Annotated in this window: 19 protein-coding genes and 1 riboswitch; of the genes, 4 read left to right on the top strand and 15 right to left on the bottom strand. The window is 69.4% G+C overall.

All coding sequences use genetic code 11. The features are described from left to right. Positions 1-76 precede the first annotated feature (76 nt). Both aztD and FHS82_RS08610 read right to left on the bottom strand, forming a co-directional pair. The gene (aztD, locus tag FHS82_RS08615; protein ID WP_166950991.1) at positions 77-1,312 is read right to left on the bottom strand and encodes a zinc metallochaperone AztD; all 1,236 of its coding nucleotides are present in this window, start codon (positions 1,310-1,312) and stop codon (positions 77-79) included. Between the two features lie 87 nt (positions 1,313-1,399). Then, positions 1,400-1,606 carry a hypothetical protein gene (locus tag FHS82_RS08610; RefSeq protein WP_166950973.1) on the bottom strand — a complete coding sequence of 69 codons (207 nt, stop codon included), beginning with the start codon at positions 1,604-1,606 and terminating at the stop codon, positions 1,400-1,402. Between FHS82_RS08610 and aztC the strand changes: the two genes are divergently transcribed. Further along, positions 1,605-2,558 carry a zinc ABC transporter substrate-binding protein AztC gene (gene aztC, locus FHS82_RS08605; RefSeq protein WP_166950969.1) on the top strand — a complete coding sequence of 318 codons (954 nt, stop codon included), beginning with the start codon at positions 1,605-1,607 and terminating at the stop codon, positions 2,556-2,558. The genes FHS82_RS08610 and aztC overlap by 2 nt on opposite strands. Before the next feature lie 240 nt (positions 2,559-2,798). On the opposite strand, the gene bluB is transcribed toward aztC, so the two are convergent. After that, on the bottom strand, positions 2,799-3,425 hold the full coding sequence (gene bluB, locus FHS82_RS08600) for a 5,6-dimethylbenzimidazole synthase (RefSeq protein ID WP_166950964.1): 627 nt from the start codon (positions 3,423-3,425) through the stop codon (positions 2,799-2,801). Between the two features lie 179 nt (positions 3,426-3,604). Here bluB and cobT point away from each other — a divergent pair, with 179 nt between their 5' ends. Continuing rightward, positions 3,605-4,609: a nicotinate-nucleotide--dimethylbenzimidazole phosphoribosyltransferase gene (gene cobT / locus FHS82_RS08595; RefSeq protein ID WP_343042534.1), complete on the top strand. Its 1,005-nt coding sequence runs from the start codon at positions 3,605-3,607 to the stop codon at positions 4,607-4,609. A gap of 8 nt (positions 4,610-4,617) precedes the next feature. Here the strand turns inward: cobT and cobF are convergent, their stop codons facing one another. The 6 genes from cobF to cbiE are packed head-to-tail and all read right to left on the bottom strand — an operon-like array spanning position 4,618 to position 9,925. Then, positions 4,618-5,376 carry a precorrin-6A synthase (deacetylating) gene (gene cobF, locus FHS82_RS08590; RefSeq protein ID WP_166950961.1) on the bottom strand — a complete coding sequence of 253 codons (759 nt, stop codon included), beginning with the start codon at positions 5,374-5,376 and terminating at the stop codon, positions 4,618-4,620. 22 nt (positions 5,377-5,398) lie between these two features. Next, the gene (locus FHS82_RS08585; protein ID WP_166950958.1) at positions 5,399-6,166 is read right to left on the bottom strand and encodes an adenosylcobinamide-GDP ribazoletransferase; all 768 of its coding nucleotides are present in this window, start codon (positions 6,164-6,166) and stop codon (positions 5,399-5,401) included. Between the two features lie 3 nt (positions 6,167-6,169). After that, positions 6,170-7,495 carry a cobyrinic acid a,c-diamide synthase CobB gene (locus tag FHS82_RS08580; protein ID WP_166950956.1) on the bottom strand — a complete coding sequence of 442 codons (1,326 nt, stop codon included), beginning with the start codon at positions 7,493-7,495 and terminating at the stop codon, positions 6,170-6,172. Further along, positions 7,492-8,271, bottom strand: coding sequence for a precorrin-4 C(11)-methyltransferase (gene cobM, locus FHS82_RS08575; RefSeq protein WP_166950953.1), 780 nt, complete (start codon positions 8,269-8,271; stop codon positions 7,492-7,494). The genes FHS82_RS08580 and cobM overlap by 4 nt, the downstream gene beginning before the upstream one ends. Next, entirely contained in the window at positions 8,268-8,687 is a 420-nt protein-coding gene (locus tag FHS82_RS08570; RefSeq protein ID WP_343042533.1) for a cobalamin biosynthesis protein, read from the bottom strand. The genes cobM and FHS82_RS08570 overlap by 4 nt, the downstream gene beginning before the upstream one ends. Further along, entirely contained in the window at positions 8,684-9,925 is a 1,242-nt protein-coding gene (gene cbiE, locus FHS82_RS08565) for a precorrin-6y C5,15-methyltransferase (decarboxylating) subunit CbiE (protein ID WP_208394154.1), read from the bottom strand. The genes FHS82_RS08570 and cbiE overlap by 4 nt, the downstream gene beginning before the upstream one ends. On the opposite strand from cbiE, the gene FHS82_RS08560 reads away from it, so the two are divergent. Next, the gene (locus FHS82_RS08560) at positions 9,924-10,745 is read left to right on the top strand and encodes a cobalt-precorrin-6A reductase (protein ID WP_377700214.1); all 822 of its coding nucleotides are present in this window, start codon (positions 9,924-9,926) and stop codon (positions 10,743-10,745) included. The genes cbiE and FHS82_RS08560 overlap by 2 nt on opposite strands. Here FHS82_RS08560 and FHS82_RS08555 read toward each other — a convergent pair. From FHS82_RS08555 to cobW, 6 genes are read right to left on the bottom strand one after another with little or no spacing between them, the layout of a single operon-like run. Further along, positions 10,712-11,473 (bottom strand): precorrin-3B C(17)-methyltransferase, encoded by a 762-nt coding sequence (locus FHS82_RS08555; RefSeq protein WP_166950947.1) that lies wholly within the window; start codon positions 11,471-11,473, stop codon positions 10,712-10,714. The two genes, FHS82_RS08560 and FHS82_RS08555, sit on opposite strands and share 34 nt — an antisense overlap. Next, positions 11,470-12,216: a precorrin-2 C(20)-methyltransferase gene (locus FHS82_RS21115; protein ID WP_343042543.1), complete on the bottom strand. Its 747-nt coding sequence runs from the start codon at positions 12,214-12,216 to the stop codon at positions 11,470-11,472. The genes FHS82_RS08555 and FHS82_RS21115 overlap by 4 nt, the downstream gene beginning before the upstream one ends. Continuing rightward, entirely contained in the window at positions 12,210-12,860 is a 651-nt protein-coding gene (locus tag FHS82_RS21110) for a precorrin-8X methylmutase (protein WP_246225195.1), read from the bottom strand. The genes FHS82_RS21115 and FHS82_RS21110 overlap by 7 nt, the downstream gene beginning before the upstream one ends. Further along, positions 12,857-14,095, bottom strand: a complete 1,239-nt coding sequence (gene cobG / locus FHS82_RS08545) for a precorrin-3B synthase (protein WP_166950942.1) — start codon at positions 14,093-14,095, stop codon at positions 12,857-12,859. Before cobG ends, FHS82_RS21110 begins: the two co-directional genes overlap by 4 nt. Beyond that, positions 14,092-17,454 (bottom strand): cobaltochelatase subunit CobN, encoded by a 3,363-nt coding sequence (cobN, locus tag FHS82_RS08540; RefSeq protein WP_166950939.1) that lies wholly within the window; start codon positions 17,452-17,454, stop codon positions 14,092-14,094. Before cobN ends, cobG begins: the two co-directional genes overlap by 4 nt. A gap of 35 nt (positions 17,455-17,489) precedes the next feature. After that, complete coding sequence (gene cobW / locus FHS82_RS08535) at positions 17,490-18,542, bottom strand: cobalamin biosynthesis protein CobW (RefSeq protein WP_166950937.1); 1,053 nt, start codon at positions 18,540-18,542, stop codon at positions 17,490-17,492. Between the two features lie 39 nt (positions 18,543-18,581). Beyond that, a riboswitch (cobalamin riboswitch) is annotated at positions 18,582-18,889 on the bottom strand. Positions 18,890-19,085: 196 nt separating this feature from the next. Here cobW and cobU point away from each other — a divergent pair. Next, positions 19,086-19,607, top strand: coding sequence for a bifunctional adenosylcobinamide kinase/adenosylcobinamide-phosphate guanylyltransferase (cobU, locus tag FHS82_RS08530; protein WP_208394153.1), 522 nt, complete (start codon positions 19,086-19,088; stop codon positions 19,605-19,607). Positions 19,608-19,618: the final 11 nt, after the last annotated feature.

The following is a 19,618-nucleotide window of genomic DNA, read 5'->3' as shown; positions in this document are numbered from 1 at the left end:
GACCCTTGTCCGACGGTGACCAATCCGGAACGGAAACGCCGGGATCGCGCCGCCCCCAACGGGACGGATATCCCTATCAGTGCGACGCGCCGGACCCGCCGACGGCGACGATGGAGAAGGGCTGCCCGTCGACCGGGATCGTGCGGCTCTCCTTCAGCGTTCCGGAATCGACGATCCGGACGAGCGCGTGCCGGGGATCCGTGATGGCGATCTGGCCATCCGCCACGGCAAGACGCGGGCGCGGATCCCGCCAGTGGCCATCCTTGCTGTAGGGCTCGGTGACCTTTGCCTTGCGGACGATCTCGCCCTTGACGACATCGAGCACATGCAGGTCGCCGTCCTCGGTGAGGATATAGGCGTTGCGCACGTCTGCCGGATCGAGAATGAAGTCCACACGCCGCGTCGGCAGTTCGACGAGGCGATAGGGCTCGTCGCTGTCGGGATCGATCAGCACGACCTTGTCTTCGCCGTAGTTGCCGAGAAAGAACTGCAGCGCCTTGCCGCCGAGCAGGGTGCCGACGTAGCCTTTCGGCAGCGTCTCCGGATACGGCAGCAGCTTGAGTTCCGGCCCTTCCTTGCCGGGGCGGGCGACCAGCACGCCCTCCTTGCAGCCCACGGCCACGAGCCGGGCCGACGTGGCTTCCCCATGCAGATCGGTGCATTTCGCGATGTCGCCGACCTGCTTGCCGCTCCCGTCGATGACCCGCAGGCCGATGCGCGGCGGCAACGTATCCGGCTTCGTTTCGGCACTCGTGTCGGGCACCGAGACGAGCACGAACCGACCCATCGTCACCGCGACACCGTGGTGCGGGGCCGTCGTGTCGATCTCGCGCACCTTTGCCGTGCCGTCGAGAAGCGCCGCCTCGTCGATGATCTCCGCCTTGCCGCCCCGGTCGTAGAACAGGATCAGATGGTCGTCGTGAGGCACGACGTGGAAGGGCCGTTTGCCCGCGAACGTCACCGGCAGGAGGGCAGGGTCGGAGACATCGAGATCGCGATGCTCGCCGTGGTCGGAGAGCGCGATGCCGGTACCGATGACGTGCACGATGTCCGAATCCGACTGCGTGGCGAATACAGTTTGCCCGGACGCACTGGCGGTGAGCGTCGCGTATCCCTTGATGTCGTAGCGGGCGAGTTCCTTGCCGTCATCGAAATCGAGCACGCGGACGACGGGTCGGGTGTGGTCGGCGACAAACAGCCGCCACGCTTCCCTCGTCTCGCCCGTCTCGCCGGCAAACGCCATCTGGCCGGCCAGCACGACGCCGGCGGCTGCGGCAGCCAGCAGGCGCGCGCGATTGCTTTTCGGATTCATCGGGTTCGATCCTTCCATCATGAGCTGTTGAAACACCTTGCGCGGCGGCGGCTCCGGACGCTCCCTGGCGGAGACTGCGGTCGCGCATCATATTTGAAACGTTATTACATAACTTTTCATTGACGTGTGTAATAACATTACATATGCAGGAGTTGTCAATCCCTTGCCGGGTTGCCCGTTTGCAAAGCTGCGACGACCGACGTTTGCCTGCGTTTCGACGATCTCGCCTTCAGCTGCGCCGGCCTTGATCGAGCCGCCACCGGACAGCCTGACGAACGAAAGGAGTTCCTTCATGTTCAGGATGTTGCGCGTTGCGACCTGTGCCGGCCTGCTCACGTTTTCCGCCGGTTTCTCGACGACTGTCTCGGCGGCCGAACTGGATATCGTGGCGAGTTTCTCGATCATCGGCGATTTTGCCCGGAATGTCGGCGGGGACCGCGTGGCCATCACGACGCTCGTCGGCCCGGACGGTGATGCCCATGTCTACGAGCCACGCCCTGCCGACGCCGCCGCGCTGCAGCGCGCAGACGTCATCCTCGTCAACGGTCTCGGTTTCGAGGGTTTCATCGGGCGGCTCGTTGAGGCGAGCGGCGCGAAGGCATCTGTCGTGGAGGTGAGCCAGGGCATCACGCCGCTGAAGGCGAGCGAGGACGAACACCACCATGAGGCCGGGGGGCATGAGGGCCATGACCACGCTGGCCATCATCATCACGGCGAGTTCGATCCGCACGCCTGGCAATCGGTCCGCAACGCCGAAATTTATGTGAAGAACATCGCGGATGCCTTCTGCAAGGCGGACAAGGCGGGATGTCCGATCTACACGGCCAATGCCGCGGCCTACACCGCGAGGCTTGCCGATCTCGACAAGGAGGTGCGGGACGCCATCGGCGCGATCCCGGCCGGCCGGCGTACCATCATCACGTCGCATGACGCCTTCGGATACTTCGAGCGCGACTACGGGCTGAGATTCATCGCGCCGGAAGGGGTTTCGACAGAGTCGGAAGCGTCAGCTTCGGACGTGGCGAAACTCATCGAGCAGGTGAAGGAGGACAAGGCTTCCGCCATCTTCCTCGAAAACATCACCAACCCGAGGCTTATCGAGCAGATAGCGACGGAAACGGGCCTGAAGGTGGGCGGCACGCTCTATTCGGACGCGCTTTCGGGCAAGGACGGCCCGGCCTCCACCTATGTCGACCTGTTCCGCTACAACATCCGGACGCTGAAGGCGGCCATTCCCGCAAGCTGAACGGACACGACCCGCACGGCTCCCGAGCGTTGCAGGACAGATCCTGGAAACTATCCTGTTCAGATTGAGGCGGGATGGTTTTCAGGTTTCTAATTTTGAGAGAGTTCAGTTTAATAAGCTTATCCAATATAGTCGGAATGGGCCTGAAGCAAATTATATTAAAAACGCATCGGATTTTATATATATTATTGTTAATGTATCAAATTATACTAGAATAGTCTCCATTTTTCCGGAATCTCTTTAACGCCGCTGCCAGCAGGTGGCACTGTTCTCCTGCCAGCCCGTGCGATGCAGAAGTGGCGTGTCATCATCGAATTCGGACCGGCCGATGCACAGAAGCGCCGAGAACTCCCAGCAATCGGGCGCGCCGAACAGCGCCTTCACCTTCTGCGGCTCCAGTATCGAGACCATCCCGAGGCCCAGATTTTCCACCCGCGCGGCAAGCCATAGCGTATGGATCGCCATGGCGGTGGACTGGCGCAGCGTCTCGGACATGGTTGCGCGCCCGAGGCGCTCACCCGCTTCTGGCGCCATATCGGTGAAGACCGCCAGCAGCACCGGCGCCTTGTCGAGTCCGGCGAGCTTGAGCCGTCCGTAGGCTTCGGCGCGTGCGCCACGATAGCTTTCGCGGGCCTCCGCATTGGCGGCTTCGAAATTGGCGCGCAAGGCGGCACGCAGGGCAGGGTCCTCGACACGGATCACCCGCCACGGCCGCGCATTGCCGACAGATGGGGAGCAGTCCATTGCCGCGCATAGCCTGTCGAGCACCGGCTCGGGAATCGGATCCGGATGGAAATGACGGACGTCGCGCCGCCAGCGCAGGATGCGAAGCAGCGTCCCGGCGTCGTCAGCGGAAAAAACGGTCATTGCACTGTGCCTTTTCGCCGGGCTGTTGCGAGGTTCCCAATTTTCTTTCCCGATCCCTCTCCTTATGCTTTGCGGCGGGCCGAAGAACAAGAGGCGCGCCACGCGCCAGATGAGGACAGGCGACGGTGTTTCTTACCGAATCAGGCGCGTTGCCGCCGCGATGCGGCGGACGTGACAGGGTGCCTTTCGCCACGCTGTCCGATATCGCATCGCTGACGTCGGCGCTTCCCGGTTTCGACGAGGCGGCATGCGACGCGGCGGCGCTGCGCCAGCGCAGGCTGACGAAGTCTGCAGGCTCGCTCGGGCGGCTGGAGGAGCTGGCGCTGTTCATGGCCGGCTGGCGGGCGAACCCGTGCCCACAGATAGGGCAAGCACAGGCGCTGATCTTCGCCGGCAATCACGGCGTCTGCGCGCAGGGCGTCAGTCCGTATCCGCAGGAAGTGACGGCGCAGATGGTCGCCAACTTCCGCGCGGGCGGCGCGGCGATAAACCGGCTTTGCCACGCGGCCGATGCGCACATGGAAGTGATCCCGCTCGATCTCGACCGCCCCACGGCCGATTTCACCGCCGGATTCGCGATGACGGAGGGCGAGACGCTATCCGCGCTCAACCGGGGTGCCGCGGCTGTCGATGCCGGTGCGGATGTGCTCATTCTCGGCGAGATGGGTATCGGCAACAGTACCGTTGCGGCCGCGCTGGCGGCGGCGCTCTTCGGCGGCCCGGCGGCGGAGTGGGTCGGACCCGGCACGGGGGCGGACGCCGAGGGCGTGCGACGCAAGGCGGACGTCGTCGAAAAGGGCCTCGCGCGGCATCGGGGGCTTGAGCCGCTGCACGTCCTCGCGGCTTTCGGCGGGCGCGAACAGGCGGCCATTTGCGGCGCGATTCTCGCGGCGCGGGCCGCACGCATCCCGGTGCTGCTCGACGGGTTCATCTGTACTGCCGCCGCATCGGTGCTGCATGGGCTGGACCGCCGGTTGCTCGATCATTGCCTTGCTGGCCACGTCTCCGCCGAACCCGGCCACCGCCGTCTTCTGGCGGCGCTCGGCAAGCAGGCCATTCTGGACCTCGACCTGCGTCTGGGCGAAGGCTCCGGCGGGGCGCTGGCGCTGGGCATCCTGCGCGCCGCGCTCGCATGCCACAACCAGATGGCCACCTTCGCCGAAGCGGGCATATCCGAAGACTGACGCGGCGTTCAGCGCCGTCGCAGCAGATAGATATCCATGATCCAGCCGTTGCGCCCGCGCAGCCCGGCGCGGGTCGCGGCGATTGTTTCCGCGACATCGGCGAGCCGGCCGCTGATGACGGTCTCGTCCGCCATGCCGAGATATGCGCCCCAGAAGATATCGAAGTCATCGCCCGCGAGATGGCGGAAACTCATGTCGCCGTCGAGCATCACGAGCGCCGTGTCGGCGTTGTCCGGAAACCCCTCCCGCGCCAGCCTGCGTCCGGTGGTAACATGAACCGCGCCGCCGATGGTGTTGAGCGGCATGCGGAAGCTGGCCGCGAGCGCCTGCGGGCTGGCGATGCCGGGAATGACGGTGTGGTCGATGGCGAAATCCGCGCCCGCCCGCAGGCGCTCGATGATGCGCAGGGTACTGTCGTAGAGTGACGGGTCGCCCCACACCAGCAGGGCCGCCGTGCCGTCTTCCGCCAGATGCGCGGCGAGCAGCGTGCGGTAGGTTGCGGCGATGGCGGCGTGCCAGTCGTCGACGCCCTCCCGATAATCGGCACGCGCGGCGTCGCGCACGGGCAGGTCGAAAGGCACGAGGCGCGTTCGCGGATTGGTGAGGTAGCGGGCGCAGATCGCGCGGCGCAGGCTGGCCAGTTCCGCCTTTTCTTCGCCCTTCTGCGGGATCAGCACGATATCGGCGCGGTTCAGGGCGTTGATGCCCTGCACGGTCATGTGCTCGGGATTGCCGCTGCCGATGCCGATGACGACGATATGGCGCATGGATATGGCTCCGGGACGCTTCTCAGGACAGGAAGACGCAGGCGGACAGCAGCAGGACGATCTCCGCTCCCTGCTGCAGCGCGCCCACCACGTCGCCCGTCTGGCCACCGATCTGGCGCTCGCACAGGCGCTTGAGCGCCAGAAACCATAGGGCGAGGAGCATCGACGCCGCGAGCGTGAAGGAAAGGCCGCCGGGAAGCAATGCCACCGCGCCTATCGCCAGGGCGGCGGCGGCGGTTTTCCCGCCGACACGCCCCATGCCGGCCGACAGGCCCGTGGCGCGGGCGGGCGGCACGGCGTTCATGAAGGCGGGCATCAGGGCGCGCGACGCGACGTGAGCGGCGACAAGGGCCGGCGCGGCGGCAGCCATGCCGGCGGACGCCAGCGCCACGAGCGCCGACCAGCGGGCCAGGCAACCGAGCACCAGCGCCAGCACGCCATAGGTGCCGATGCGGCTGTCCTTCATGATCGCAAGCTTGCGCTCGCGGTCATGCCCGCCGCCGAAACCGTCCGCGACATCCGCCAGGCCGTCCTCGTGGAGCGCACCGGTGACAAGCACCGTGCCGGCCAGCGCAATCGCGGCAGCGGCCTCGATCGGCAGGTGCACGGCGAGCGCCAGCCACAGCACGCCCGTGCCCGCCGCGCCCGGCACCAGCCCGGCGAGCGGCGCCGCCCATTGCCGGGCCGCGAAGGAGCGGTCCGTCTGCGGCAGGGTCGGCACGGGAATGCGGGTGTAGAAGCCCACGCAGTGCAGGAAATCGGCCAGCGGCGCGGGGCAATCGGCTTTCACGCTTCAGGTCCCTGCGGAATGACGCGCGATGGCGTGGAAGAACGTGCCGCTCACCAGCCCGCGCCGCGCGCCGGAAGGGCCGAGGCTGTTGCCCTGTCCGTCGAACAGGTCGGCGAGGGTGGCGTCGCTTCCGGTGGCGATGACGCGGGAGTAGTGGAATTCGTGTCCGCGCACGCTGTCTCCCTTGCGGCCGATGGGACTGTCGGCGAGCAGCGCCGCCTGCCGATAGCCCAGATTCATCTTGCGCTTCGCGAAGCTCGTCACATGGCTCAACAGCCCCGTCATCGGATGGGTGACGCCGTCCGCATCCTCCAGTGCCTGCCCAAGCACCATGAAGCCGCCGCATTCGCCATGCACCGGGCGGGTTTCAGCGAAGCGGGCGAGGGTGTCGCGGAAGATGCGCGCGGCCGAGAGGTTTCCCGCATGCAGCTCGGGATAGCCGCCGGGTAGCCAGCAGATGTCGCAGGAGGCGTCCGGCCCCTGATCCGCAAGCGGCGAAAAAGGCAGGACTTCCGCGCCCGCCTCTCGCCACAGCCGCGTGACATGCGGATAAATGAAGCTGAAGGCGCCGTCGAGCGCGACGGCGATCCGCTGGCCGGGCGGCGGCAGCGCCAACGCCGCACTGCCCGGCGCCGGCGACAGGGGAGCCGCCATGGCGAGCACGGCGTCGAGGTCGAGCGAGGCTTCCATCCTGTCCGCCAGCCGCTCGATGAACGCTTCGAGCGCCGCGTGTTCGCTGGCCTGCACGAGGCCGAGGTGACGTTCCGGCAGGGCCATGTCCGCATTGCGATAGACCGCGCCGACGACCGGCAGCCCGAGCGCCTCGATGGCCTGGCGCGCCAGCCGTTCGTGCCGCTCGCTCGCGACCTGGTTGAGCACGATGCCGCCTATGCGCACCTCCGCATCATGGGCCGCGAAGCCGCGCGCGATGGCGGCGGCCGTCTGCGACTGGCCCGAGATGTCGAGCACGAGCAGCGTCGGCAACCCGAACCGGCGTGCGAGATCCGCCGCCGCGCCGCTGCGCCCGGCGTCGGATGCGATGCCGTCGAACAGACCCATGGCGCTTTCGACGACCAGCACGTCAGCGCCCCCGATCTGCGCGTGCGCCAGATGGTCGAGGAAGCCGGGAGCCATCGCCCAGCTATCCAGATTGACGCCCGGCGCGCCGGTCGCCGCATGGTGGAAGCCGGGGTCGATGTAGTCCGGGCCGGATTTTGCCCCGCGCACGGCAAGGCCGCGCCGCCCTAACGCGCGCATCAGGCCGATGGTGACGCTCGTCTTGCCCGCGCCCGAACGCGCCGCGCCGATGATGATGCCTTTCGTGGTCACAAGCTGTGGCTCCCCTTGCCGTCGCGCCCCCTGAAACGCCGTTGATAATCCGCGCTGTAAAGCGCGCTGTCCTGAAAGTCGCCCGCCGCCAGACCGCGCCCCACGAGGATGAGCGCCGTGCGTTCCACGGGATCGGCAGCGACGGCGTCCACGACGGTGGCGAGCGTCGCGCGGATGATCCGCTCGTCCGGCCACGAGGCGCGCACCACCACGGCCACCGGGCAATCCGCGCCGCAGACGGGCGTGAGCGCCGCCGCGATGTCGGCGAGGCGATGGATGGCGAGGTGAATGGCGAGCGTCGCGCCGGTGCGGGCGAAGGCCTCCAGCGTCTCGCCCGCCGGCACCGGTGATGCACGGCCGGAAACGCGGGTCAGCACGAGGCTCTGGACGATGCCCGGCAAAGTCAGTTCGCGCCCCAGCGCTGCAGCCGCCGCCGCGAAGGCAGGTACGCCGGGCGTGAGCGTATAGGGAATGCCGCGCGCCTCAAGCCGCCGAATCTGCTCGGCCACCGCGCTCCACACGGAAAGATCGCCCGAATGCAGCCGCGCCACGTCGTGCCCGGCGGCATGGGCGCGCGCGTATTCCGCCTCGATCTCGTCAAGGGTCAGCGGCGCGGTATCGACGATGCGCGCGCCTTCGGGGCAGTAGTCCAGCAGGGCAGGTGGCACCAGCGAGCCCGCGTGAAGGCAGACAGGGCAGCGCGCGATCAGGTCCCGACCGCGCACGGTGATGAGATCGGCGGCGCCCGGACCCGCGCCGATGAAATGAACGGTCATGACCGTGCCTCCCGAACAGATGGCGGTGTGGTGGCAATCGCACAGGCGGCGGCCCCGCGGATGGCGCGTGGATGCGCGAGCCGTCCGCGCGGCCCGATGGCGGCAAGCGCTGCCGCCTCGGATACGCAGGCGACACCGGTGGCGGCAAGCGAGGCGGCGCTCAGCGTCAGGCAGCGGCCGGAGGCGTCCCGCGCGGCGGCGGCGGAGACGATGACGAGCGGCACGCCCAGCGTTTCCGCCGCCGCCGAGATGGCGGGCTCATGTCGCTTCGGCGCGATGGTGGCCAGCGCATCGAGATCGCCGCGACTGAGTTGCTGAACGGCGAGAGCCGCGTCGATGGCCGCGAGCACGTCCGCAAGCGGCGCGTCCCTTCGGCAGCCGATGCCCGCCGCTTTTTCCGTCCGTGCGGCGCTCACGGTTTCACCCATCGCCATTGCGTGACGGGCATCGCGGGCCGCCAGCCGGTCATGCCGCCGAGCGGCGCGGCGCGGGCGAGGGCGATGCGTGTCAGCTCGCCGCCGTGCCGCCGATGCAGATCCAGCAGCAGCGTTTCCATCGCCAGCGTCACCGCATTCGCGACCATCCTGCCGCCGTGCGGCAGCGCCTCGATGGCGCCCGGCACGACACCCGCGTCGGTTCCTCCGCCGCCGATGAAGACGGCATCCGGCTGCGGCAGACCGTCGAGCGCGGCGGGCGCGGCGCCGGTAACGATCCGCAGGCCCGGAACGCCGAGGCGGGCGGCGTTCTCGCGGATGCGGGCGGCGCGCGTCTCGTTCTCCTCGATGGCGACGGCGCGCAGGGAAGGGTCCGCCAGCATCCATTCGATGGCGACGGAACCCGCGCCCGCGCCGATATCCCACAGCAGTTCCCCGCGCCGGGGCTGAAGCGCGGACAGCGTGAGCGCGCGTACCTCACGCCTGGTGATCTGGCCGTCATGGGCGAACAGGCCGTCATCCAGTCCCGGCGCGCGCGGCAGAATGCGCGCTGCCTCTCCGGCGATAACCATGACGGCCACGACATTGAGCGGGTGGAAAACCGCATCGCCGACGGCATCCGCGCGGCTGGCGCGCACGGCTTCCTCCGCGCCGCCCAGCGCTTCGAGCACGTGGAAGTCCGATGCGCCGAAGCCCGCTTCCGTCAGCAGGGCCGCGATGGCGGCGGGCGCCTGCCCGTCCGAAGTGAGGGCGAGAACGCGCCGCCCCGGATGCAGCAGCGGCAGGATGAGCGTGATCGGCCGCCCGTGCAGCGAAACGGTCCCGACATCCTGCAGCGCCCAGCCGAGGCGCGCCGCCGCCAGGCTGAAGGCCGACGGCGCCGGGACGACGCGCATTTCGCCGGGCGGGACATGGCGCGACAGCGTCGCACCGACGCCGTACAGAAACGGATCGCCGGATGCCAGCACGCAGACCGCCTGCCCCCGCAGCTCCAGCACGGCCCGCGCGGCGGTGTCGAAGGGCGCCGGCCACGGATGTACCGCGCCGCGGATGAGGGATTGCGCCAGCGCGAGATGCCGCGCGCCGCCGAACACATGGGCGGCGCCGGCGATCAGCCCGCGCGCCTCCTGGCCGAGGCCCGCCACGCCGTCCTCGCCGATGCCGACCACGGCAAGCCACTTTTCCATTGCTGCGGGCGAGCGGAGACCATTAGATGCCATGATGACGGCCGATCATCGCAAACAGGTCCCCATCCTCATCCTTGGCGGCACGGGCGAGGCGCGGCAACTGGCGCAACAGCTGGACACCTGGCCGGCGCTCGCGGTCACGCTGTCGCTCGCCGGGCGCACCGCGCAGCCGCAACTGCCGCAGGGCGGGCGGCTGCATGTCCGCACCGGTGGTTTCGGGGGCGTGGAAGGGCTGTCGGACCATCTGCGCCGCCATGGCGTGCGCGTGCTGATCGACGCGACCCATCCCTTCGCGGCGCGCATGTCCGCCCATGCCATTCTCGCCGCCCGCCTCGCGGACGTGCCGCTGCTCGCCATCGATCGCCCGGCCTGGCCGCGCGAGTCTGGCGACCGCTGGATCGAGGTGCCCGACATGGCCGGCGCCGCCGCCGCGCTGGGCGAGGCGCCGCAGACGGTGTTCCTTGCCATCGGCCGGCAGGAGGTCGCGCCGTTCCGGCGGGCACCGCAGCATCGCTATATTGTCCGCAGCATCGAGCCCGTTGCGCAGGACGCGCTGCCGCCCGGCGCGACAGCCGTGCTGGCACGCGGCCCCTTCGCGGAGGCGGAGGAGCGGCGCCTGTTTGAGACGCACGGGGTGACGGTCATCGTCGCCAAGAACAGCGGCGGCGCGGCGACCTATGGCAAGATCGCGGCGGCGCGCGGGCTCGATCTGCCGGTCGTCATGGTGCAACGCCCGTCCGTTGACGCGGCCGGACATGCGCCCGACATGACCGTGCCCGATGCCGATGCGGCACTCCCGGCGCTGCGCGTGCTGCTGCCTCATATGTCCGCTCCCGACGACCGCGGCGAATAGACCAGGGGCGGCAGGCCCGGGCGCTCGACGACCCGCGTTCCGGGCGAGCCCACGATCACGCAGGTCGCCATGTCGGCAAGGGCGGGATCGGCGCTGGCGAGGGCCGTGATCGTGACGCGCTCCGCTGCCCGCCCCACCGCGCGCCCGAAGATGACGGGCGTCGCCGGCGGCAGTTGCTCCCGCAGGATCGCGAACGCCTCCCCGAGCTGCCAGGGCCGGGCGCGGCTGATCGGATTGTAAAGCGCGATGACGAAGCCGGCAGCCGCGGCGGCGCGCAATCGCCCGGCGATCACCGGCCACGGCTTCAGGTTGTCGGACAGCGAGAGCGCGCAGAAATCGTGCCCCAGCGGCGCCCCCGCCCGCGCCGCAACCGCGAGCATGGCGGTGAGGCCGGGAACGACCGCGATGTCGAGCGCGCGCCACGCGGCGGGACCGTGCTCGACCGCCTCGCAGACCGCCGCCGCCATGGCGAACACGCCCGCATCGCCCCCCGATATCACTGCCACCCGTTTTCCCGATGCCGCGAGATCGAGGGCCGCTCTCGCCCGCGCCAGTTCCTCGCGGTTGTCCGACGCATGCCGCTGCTGGCCGGCGGCGGGTGGCAGACGGTCGAGATAGGGGCCGTAGCCGAAAAGGTCCGTCGAGACGGCGATGGCCTCCTGCGCCTCGGGCGTGATCTGGTCCGGGTGGCCGGGGCCGATGCCGATGACGTGCAGCTTTCCGCTCATCGCCGCCTCTCCCAGCCGGGCACGAGGATCAGCGAGAAGTAGGGCGCGTCGTCGTCGGCCTTCTCGCTGAGCGGCATCGTCATGCCGTTGCTCATGGTGCCGCGCTCGACATAAAGCGCCTTTTCCAGCGTGCCGGTTCGGGCGAGGGCGCGGCGGACGGCGGGCATGTTGCGCCCCACTTTCATGATGACGGCGGCCTGCGTGTCCGCCAGCCGCCGCGTCAGCTCGGCCTCCGGCAGCGTGCCGGGCAGCACCGTCAGCACGTCGTCGCCCTGCACGAACGGCAATCCCGCCGCCGACCAGCAGCCGGACATCGCGGAAATGCCAGCCACCACTTCCGTCGAGTAGCGATGCGCAAGGCGTACATGCAGATGCATGTACGATCCGTAGAGGAACGGGTCGCCCTCGCTCAGCACGGCGACCGTCCGCCCTTCGTCGAGGTGGGCGGCGATGTCGTCCGCCGACTGGTCATAAAATCCCGTGATCGCGGCGGTGTAGTCGGGATGCGCCCTGTCGATCTCGGTCGTGACGGGATAGAGCAGGGGAAGCTCGGTAACACCGGGGCGCAGATGGACCGCCGCCGCGCGCCGCGCATTGCTGCGGCTGCCGCGCAGGTGGTCCTCCCGGCGCTTGGCGAAATGCGCCACGACATCGGCTTCGTTTAGGACCCGCACGGCTTTCAACGTCAGGAGTTCCGGGTCGCCGGGGCCCGTGCCGACGCCGATCAGTTTTCCGCTCACGATCCGCTCCTGCTCAGGGCGTTGACCGCTGCCGCCGTCATGGCGCTGCCACCCATGCGGCCGGCCATGGTGATGAAGGGAATGCCCTGGCGGTTGCTGGCCAGCGCCTGTTTCGACTCCGCCGCGCCGACGAAACCCACGGGAATGCCGACAATGGCCGCAGGCCTCGCGCCGCCGGCACTGATCCTGTCGAGCAGGTGAAACAGCGCCGTCGGTGCGTTGCCAATAGCGACGACGGCGCCAGCGAGCCGCTCCCCCCACAGATCTATGGCGGCGGCAGAGCGGGTGTTGCCGATGGCGCGGGCGTGTTCCGCCGTGCGCGGATCGCGCAGGGTGCAAATCACGTCGTTGCCGGCGGGCAGGCGGGCGCGGGTGATGCCGTGGGCCACCATTTCCGCATCGCAGAAAATCGGCGCCCCCGCCTGCAGCGCCCGGCGCGCGGCCGCGACCACGCCCGGCGAGAAGACGAAATGCGCCGCCGCTTCCACCAGTCCGCAGGCGTGGATCATGCGCACCGCGGTTTCCGCCTCCTCGTCGGAAAAGCGCGAGAGGTCCGCCTCTTCCCGGATGATGCGGAACGAGCGCTCGTAAATGGCGTCGCCGTCCTTGAGATAGTCGGGAAAATCGCCGGTCGTGGGTACGCTCATGCGGGTGCCGTCGTCCTGTGGAGTGAAGCCATGTCGAGAAGCGTTGCCTTCCTGCTGTCGCCCAGTGGAATGCCGTTGGCCGCGATGTCGCAACCGTCGGCATGGCCGGTCAGCGTGACGACCGCGCCTGCCGGGCGGGCGCATCGTTTCTCGCAGCCGAACAGATGCACGCGAACGTCATCTCCGGCAAGGCCGGGCTGGCGGGCGATGGCCTCAGCCAGCGCCTTCGTGTCGAGATGCGCCGCCGCGCAGGCGGGCGCGCCGGCGCAGGCATGGATGAAGAGGCGCGGGTCGTGAGGCCCGACGACGAGACCGTGCCTCCCGGCGGCTTCCAGCCACCGGACGGCCTCGATGTCCGGCAGGCCGATGGCGAGCACGCCTCCGGGCGCCAGACGCATCGGGATAGCGGCATCCGCCGCCTGCGCAACGGCCAGCAGATTTTCGGCGCGGGTCTGGCCGAACGGCAGGGCGACGCCGTGCGCGGACAGGCCGCCGGCCAGCGGAAAGACACCGACGGGCGGCGGCGACGGACGCTCCTCACACGCGCCGTCGCTGACGAAGTCGCCGGCGATGGCTGCAAGATCGCTGTCGGCCAGATCGCGGGCGCGGGCCGTTCGCCCTTTCGCGGCGATGGCTTGCAGAAGCGACAGCGTGAGCGTTGCGGCGCGCCCCGGCTCCAGACCCTCGATCTGCCGGCCCCGCGTCCGCATGCGCCAACAGGGGTGGCCGCTTTCCGTCGCGCGGGCCTCCAGACCGATATCCGCGCCGGTTGCGCCGGGCGGCAGCATGCCGCCGTCATCAATGGAGACGGAGACTTTCGGCCCCAGCTTTTCCGCCAGACGCACCGCCGCCGCGCGGTCCTGCAACTCGCGTGCAAGCGGCCGGGGATCGACAAGGGCCGAGGCGTCGAGACCGGCGAGCGGCCCGGTTTCCACCGGCGGGCCGTCCCGCATTGGCAGGCCGAGCGCGGCGATGGCCCCGGCGAATGCCGCTGCGCCTGCGTCCGTCAGGCCACGGACCTGCAGGCTGGCGCGCGCTGTGATCTCGACGAGGCCATTGCCGTGCGCGAGGGCGGCTTGCGCGATGCCCGCAAGCTGCGCCGCCGACAATTCCCCGCCGGCCGGATTGAGGCGCGCCAGCAGGCCGTCGCCCGTCTGCATGGGGCGCGCGAGCGAGGGGCAGGCGCCACGCCGCCGCCACGGTTCGGGGGAGCCGGAGAGCACGGCCGCATTCATGCCGGAAGCTCCCGCAGCTGTGCCTCTTCCGTGAGGCGGCTCAGGCTCTCGCCCACGCTGTTGCGGCGCGGATGCCAGAGGCCGCGCTGAATCAACGCGCGGAAGCGCTGCGCCATGACTTGCGCGGCCGCCGGATTTTCCCGCAACAGGAAGCCGCGCACCGTCTCATCGGCGAGATAGGCGTCGTAAAGTGCTTCGATCAGGTCGTCCGGAATGAGGTTCGTGGTTTCCGCGAAACCCGCCAGCCGGTCCACCGTTTCCAGCAGTTCGGCCGCGCCGCGCGGGCCGTGGCGCATCTGGCCGGCGATGAAGCGCGGGTTGACGGCGCGGGCGCGCGCGGTGAGCGTCACCGCCTCCAGCAGCGAGCGGGCGCGGGGGCGGGCGGGGTCGCGCGTGTCGAGCACCACGAGATCGGCCTTGCCGCCGAGCGCCGCTACGGCGGCGGAAAAACCGCCGATGAAGGCCACATCGGCCGAGCCTTCCAGAATGTCGCGGCCAGCATCGTCAGCCGCGTGCACCAGCATCTGCGCGGCCGCCACCCGCTCGGCGAAGGCGCCCGGGGCGGGCTTGCCCTCTCCCTCCGCGCCGCCGAAAACGTGGGATGCCGCGTCGAGGTAGGCCTGCCCCAGCTCGGTTCGGTCGCGCCAGTCTCCGCTGGCCAGCCGCTCTTCCGTGCCGGCTCCGTAACTTCCTGGCACTGAACCGAAAATCCGGCCAGGTACGCCATCGCTTCGCCGCGCTTCCGCCGCGAGGGGGTTGTCGCGGCCCTCGTCCGCCCGCAGTGCCACGGCGCGCGTGGCGGCGTCGAGAAGCGCGATCTGGGCCGCGAACATGTCGCGGAACAGGCCGGAGATGCGCCATGTGACGTCGACCCGTGGGCGGCCCAGGCGGGCGGGCGGCAGCACCTCGATGCCGGTGACGCGGCCGGTCGCGGCGTCCCATTGCGGGCGGCAGCCCATCAGCGCGAGGCCTTGGGCGATTTCCTCGCCGCCGGTGCGCAGGCTGGCGCTGCCCCACAGGTCCATGACCAGCGTGCGCGGCCATTCGCCGTTATCCTGCAAATAGATACGCACGATTTCATCCGCCGCCCGTTCGCCCAGCGCCTGCGCGGTCGGGGTTGGCAGCGTGCGCGGATCGCTGGTGAAGAGATTGCGCCCGGTGGGCAGCACATCGGCGCGCCCGCGTGACGGCGCCCCGGACGGACCCGGGGGAACATGGCGCCCGTCGAGCGCGGCGAGCAGCGCCGCCCGTTCGTTATCCGCGCTGCGCAGCCGCTGCGGATCGGCTTCGCCCGCCGGCGCGCGGCCGTAAATGTGCAGGCCGTCCTTGATGGAGAAATCCTTGATATCGCAAAGCCATGCATCGATGCGCCGCAACGCGGAGGCCTCGTCGTCACCTTCCGCGACGCCGGCTTCCACGGCAAGGCCGGATTTTTTCGCGCTGTCGACGATGAGCTGCGCGAGTCGCTCCCGGCGGCGGCGGTCGAGGCCCTCGGCCTGGGCGTATTCGTCGACGAGACGCTCAAGTGCCTGATATTCCTCGCTCAACCCGGCCATGGACAAAGGCGGGGTGAGGTGGCCGAGCGTAACCGCGCCGATGCGCCGCTTCGCCTGCGCGGCCTCGCCCGGATTGCTGACGATGAAGGGATACAGCACGGGGATGCCCCCCGTGACCGCCGCCGGAAAGCAGGAAGGGCCGAGCGCCACCGTCTTGCCGGGCAGCCATTCGAGCGTGCCGTGCGCGCCGACATGGATGATCGCATGGCAGCCGAGCGCCTCCTGCAGCCATCCGCCGAAGGCCAGCAGCGCGTGGCGGGGGGCGCGGACCGGGTCGTGATAATCCGCCCGTCGGTCCGCCTCGCGGCCCCGATCGGGCGCGAAGGCCACCGTCGCCGCGCCGAAATGCGCATGGCGGAAGGCGAAGGTGCCGTCCGGCGCGTCGCCGTCGGGCGGGCCCCACTCCCGCGCCATCGCCTCGCGAATTTCTGGTGTCTGCCTGTCCAGAAAGGCGCTGTACATCCCCGGCGGCCAGGCCTCGCGGGCCGTCTCCAGCCGCCGCATCAGGTCGCGCGGTGTGGGCGGGATGTCGTCCACCGCATAGCCGGCCTCGCGCAGATCGTGGAGGATGGCGAGCACGCTGGCCGGCACGTCCAGCCCCACGGCGTAGCCCGCGCGGCCGGGTGCGTTGGGATAATCCGGCAGGAGGATGAGGATGTGCCGCTCCCGGCGCGGCGTGCCCTGCAGGCGGATATGGGCGGCGATGCGGCGTGCCGTCTGTTCGACGAGTGCGGGCTCGGGCCGGTTGACGCGGGCGGTGAAGGCGAGGGCATCGTCGGCGCCGCCGACATCCTTGAAGGAGATCGCGCCGGCCATGATGCGCCCGTCGAGTTCCGGCAGCACGACGTGCATGGCGAGGTCTGCGGGTGCAAGGCCGCGCTGACCGTCTCGCCAGGCTTCGCGGCCGGTGGTGGCGACGATGGCCTGGAACACCGGCACGCCGAGACGATCGAACAGCGGCTGGCCGCCGCCGTGATCGCCGAGGGCGAAGGCGGTGGTGGTGACGAGGGCGGCCGGATGCAGACTGTTCGCCGCCGCCTCGATGGCGGCGACCGCCTCCGGATCGCGAAGGCTGCGCACGAACAGCGGGACGGCGGCGATGCCTTGCGCGCGCAGGGCATGGAACAGGGCGTCGACGGGAGCGACGTCGGCAGCGAGCAGCAGCGAGCGGTAGAAGACGATCGGCACGCAGGCCGCGGCATCCGGCGTCTCACGGAACCGGGCGAGGGGCACGATGCCTTCGCCGGGCAGGTAGAAGCCCGCCTTCGCGACGGGCCGTGCCGCTTCCGGCACCACCGCCGCGCCGGCAAGCGCCGCCATGCGATGCACGGCCGCGCGCAGATTGTCCGGCCCGCCCTCGCGGAAACAGTCCAGCAGCGCGGCGCGTTCTTCCGTCCCGATGGTTGACAGCGCGGCGAGCCGCTCGTCGTCGGCGCGACATTCGCCGGGCAGCAGCGCGAGGGCGATGGCGTCGCGGCGGGCGACGGCGGCCAGCCGGTCGCAGCCATAGCGCCACCAGTCGTAACCCCCGAGCACGCGCGCCACGATGACGCGCGCGTGGCGCGCGACGCGGTCTATCCACAGATCGACGGACATCGGATGGCGCAGGTCGCGCAGATGCGCGAGCCGCAGGTCCGGGATGGCGTCTTCCGCCCGCCGCCGGTCTTCCCGCCAGGCCGCGGCGAGGCCGGCGAGATCGCTGTCCGTGAAGGACAGCGCCGCCAGCGGCGCCGGGGATTGGCCGAGATCGACAGGCTCGATCAGGTCATCCAGCGAGGCGGTGGTGGTGGCGAGCAGATGCATGGTCCGTGCTTTCGCGGATCACTGGCGCGGGGCGCTCATGCGGCGAGGATTCGCTCGATCGCCGCGCGGTCGATGCCCTTGAGGCCGATGACGACGAGGCGCGTGCGCGGCGTTTCGTCCGCGCTCCACGGGCGGTCGAAATAGTGGTCGACACGCGGACCCGCCGCCTGCACGAGCAGGCGCAGCGGCTTGCCCTCGACGTGGGCGAAGCCCTTGAGGCGCAGGATGTTCTCGGCCTCGACAGCGGCACTGATGCGCCGCGCCAGATCTTCCGGCCGGGCGACGGCGGGCAGTTCGACAACGAAGCTGTCGAACTCGTCGTGCTCGTGGTCTGCCTCGTCGTCGTGATGCGTGCGGCGGTTTTCGATGTCGTCCTCGACGCCGAGCCCCAGTCCCAGCGCCACGGCAGCATCGACCTTGCCGTTGACGCCGGCCACGATCCTGACCGCCGGCGGCAGGTGCGGGCGCAGGGTTTCCTCGACACGGGCGCGATCCGCCTCACCGAGCAGGTCGGTCTTGGAAACGATGACGAGATCGGCGCAGGCGATCTGATCCTCGAACACTTCCTCGACGGGATCGTCGTGGTCGATGGAGGCATCGGCGGCACGCTGCGTCTCCAGCGCGGCGGGATCGGCGGCGACACGGCCTTCGGCGAGAGCGGGGCCGTCGACGACGGCGATGACGCCGTCAACCGTGACGCGCCCGCGAATCGCCGGCCACTGGAACGCCTGCACCAGCGGCTTGGGCAGCGCCAGGCCGGAGGTCTCGATCAGGATATGATCGACCTTCGGCTCCAGCGCCAGAATGCGGTCGAGAGCGGGGGCGAAGTCGTCGGCGACGGTGCAGCAGATGCAGCCGTTGGCGAGTTCGACGATGTTGTCCTGCGGGCAGTTCTCGACGCCGCAGCTGCGCAGGATTTCGCCGTCGATACCCACATCGCCGAATTCGTTGACGACGATGGCGAGGCGGCTGCCGCCGGTCTGTTCGAGCAGGTTGCGGATGAGGGTCGTCTTGCCCGCACCGAGGAAGCCGGTGATGATGGTGCAAGGCACGCGGCCGCGAGTGGCGGAAAGGGCGGAATCAGCCATCGAAATGCGCTCCCTGTCCGGTTCTCCCGCCGGACGGTCAGAGTGAATCGGGTGACGGCAGGTCTCCTGGCTCCCGGATTCTCGCTCGTCCACCGCCTTCCCGAGTACTCAGTGGCGTGGGAGCGTGTTCCGATTTTGCGAAATCGTAACAGGCTCCGCGATTGTGTGCTTTGAGCGCTTTCCGATCGGAGAGCGCTCAACGCGGAAGAGCTATCCGGCTACAGTTGCGGGAACAGCTGCGGCATAACAAACGAAAGTCCGGCGGACGAACGTTTGCGCACCGCATTCCCTCTTAGCTTTCCCCGGCATTGCTCATGCGGGGAAAGACCGTCATACGTCATCTAGGGCCGGGGAGCGGAGCCTGTCAACGGCGCAAATTTGCGTTGGTTGCAAGCGGGTTCGGCCCTATGCTCCCGGAGAATCGGCCCGGGCGCGCCCCTCTGTTTCAGGCTCCGGCGGCTGGTTTCGGACTGGGGCAGTTTCTTTGCGGATCGGGCAGTTTCTCTAAGGATCGGGTAGTTTCTCTAAGGATCGGGTAGTTTCTTGGCGCACCGTTCGTCTCTGACATTCGTGCTGGGTGGCGCGCGCTCCGGCAAGAGCAGCCACGCGGAACGGCTGATCATGGAGCAGCCCGCGCCGTGGCGCTATATCGCGACCGCGCAGGCCTACGACGAGGAGATGCATGCGCGTATCGCCGCCCATGCGGCCAGGCGGCCGGCGGGCTGGAACACCCGGGAGGCGCCGCTCGACGTCGCCGGGGCACTGGCCGCCACGCCGGAAGGCATGCCGGTGCTGGTGGACTGCCTGACTTTGTGGCTGACCAACGTCATGCTGTCGCCGGACGGACCGGATGTGGAGACGGCAAGCCAGGGGCTCGCGGAGGCGCTCGGCCGCCCGCGCGGGCCGTGGGTCGTGGTCTCCAACGAGGTGGGCCTCGGCATCGTGCCGGACAACGCTCTGGCACGCCGCTTCCGCGATGCCGCCGGACGGCTCAACCAGATGGTCGCGGCGCGGGCGGATCGCGTGGTGTTCATGGTTGCTGGGCTCGCGATGCAGGTGAAATGAGTGGCGGCATG

The organism is Pseudochelatococcus lubricantis, assembly GCF_011762225.1.
Classification (GTDB): Bacteria; Pseudomonadota; Alphaproteobacteria; order Rhizobiales; family Beijerinckiaceae; genus Pseudochelatococcus; species Pseudochelatococcus lubricantis.
The sequence above is the reverse complement of the archived record's forward strand: the minus strand, read 5'-3'. Positions and strand labels throughout refer to the sequence as shown.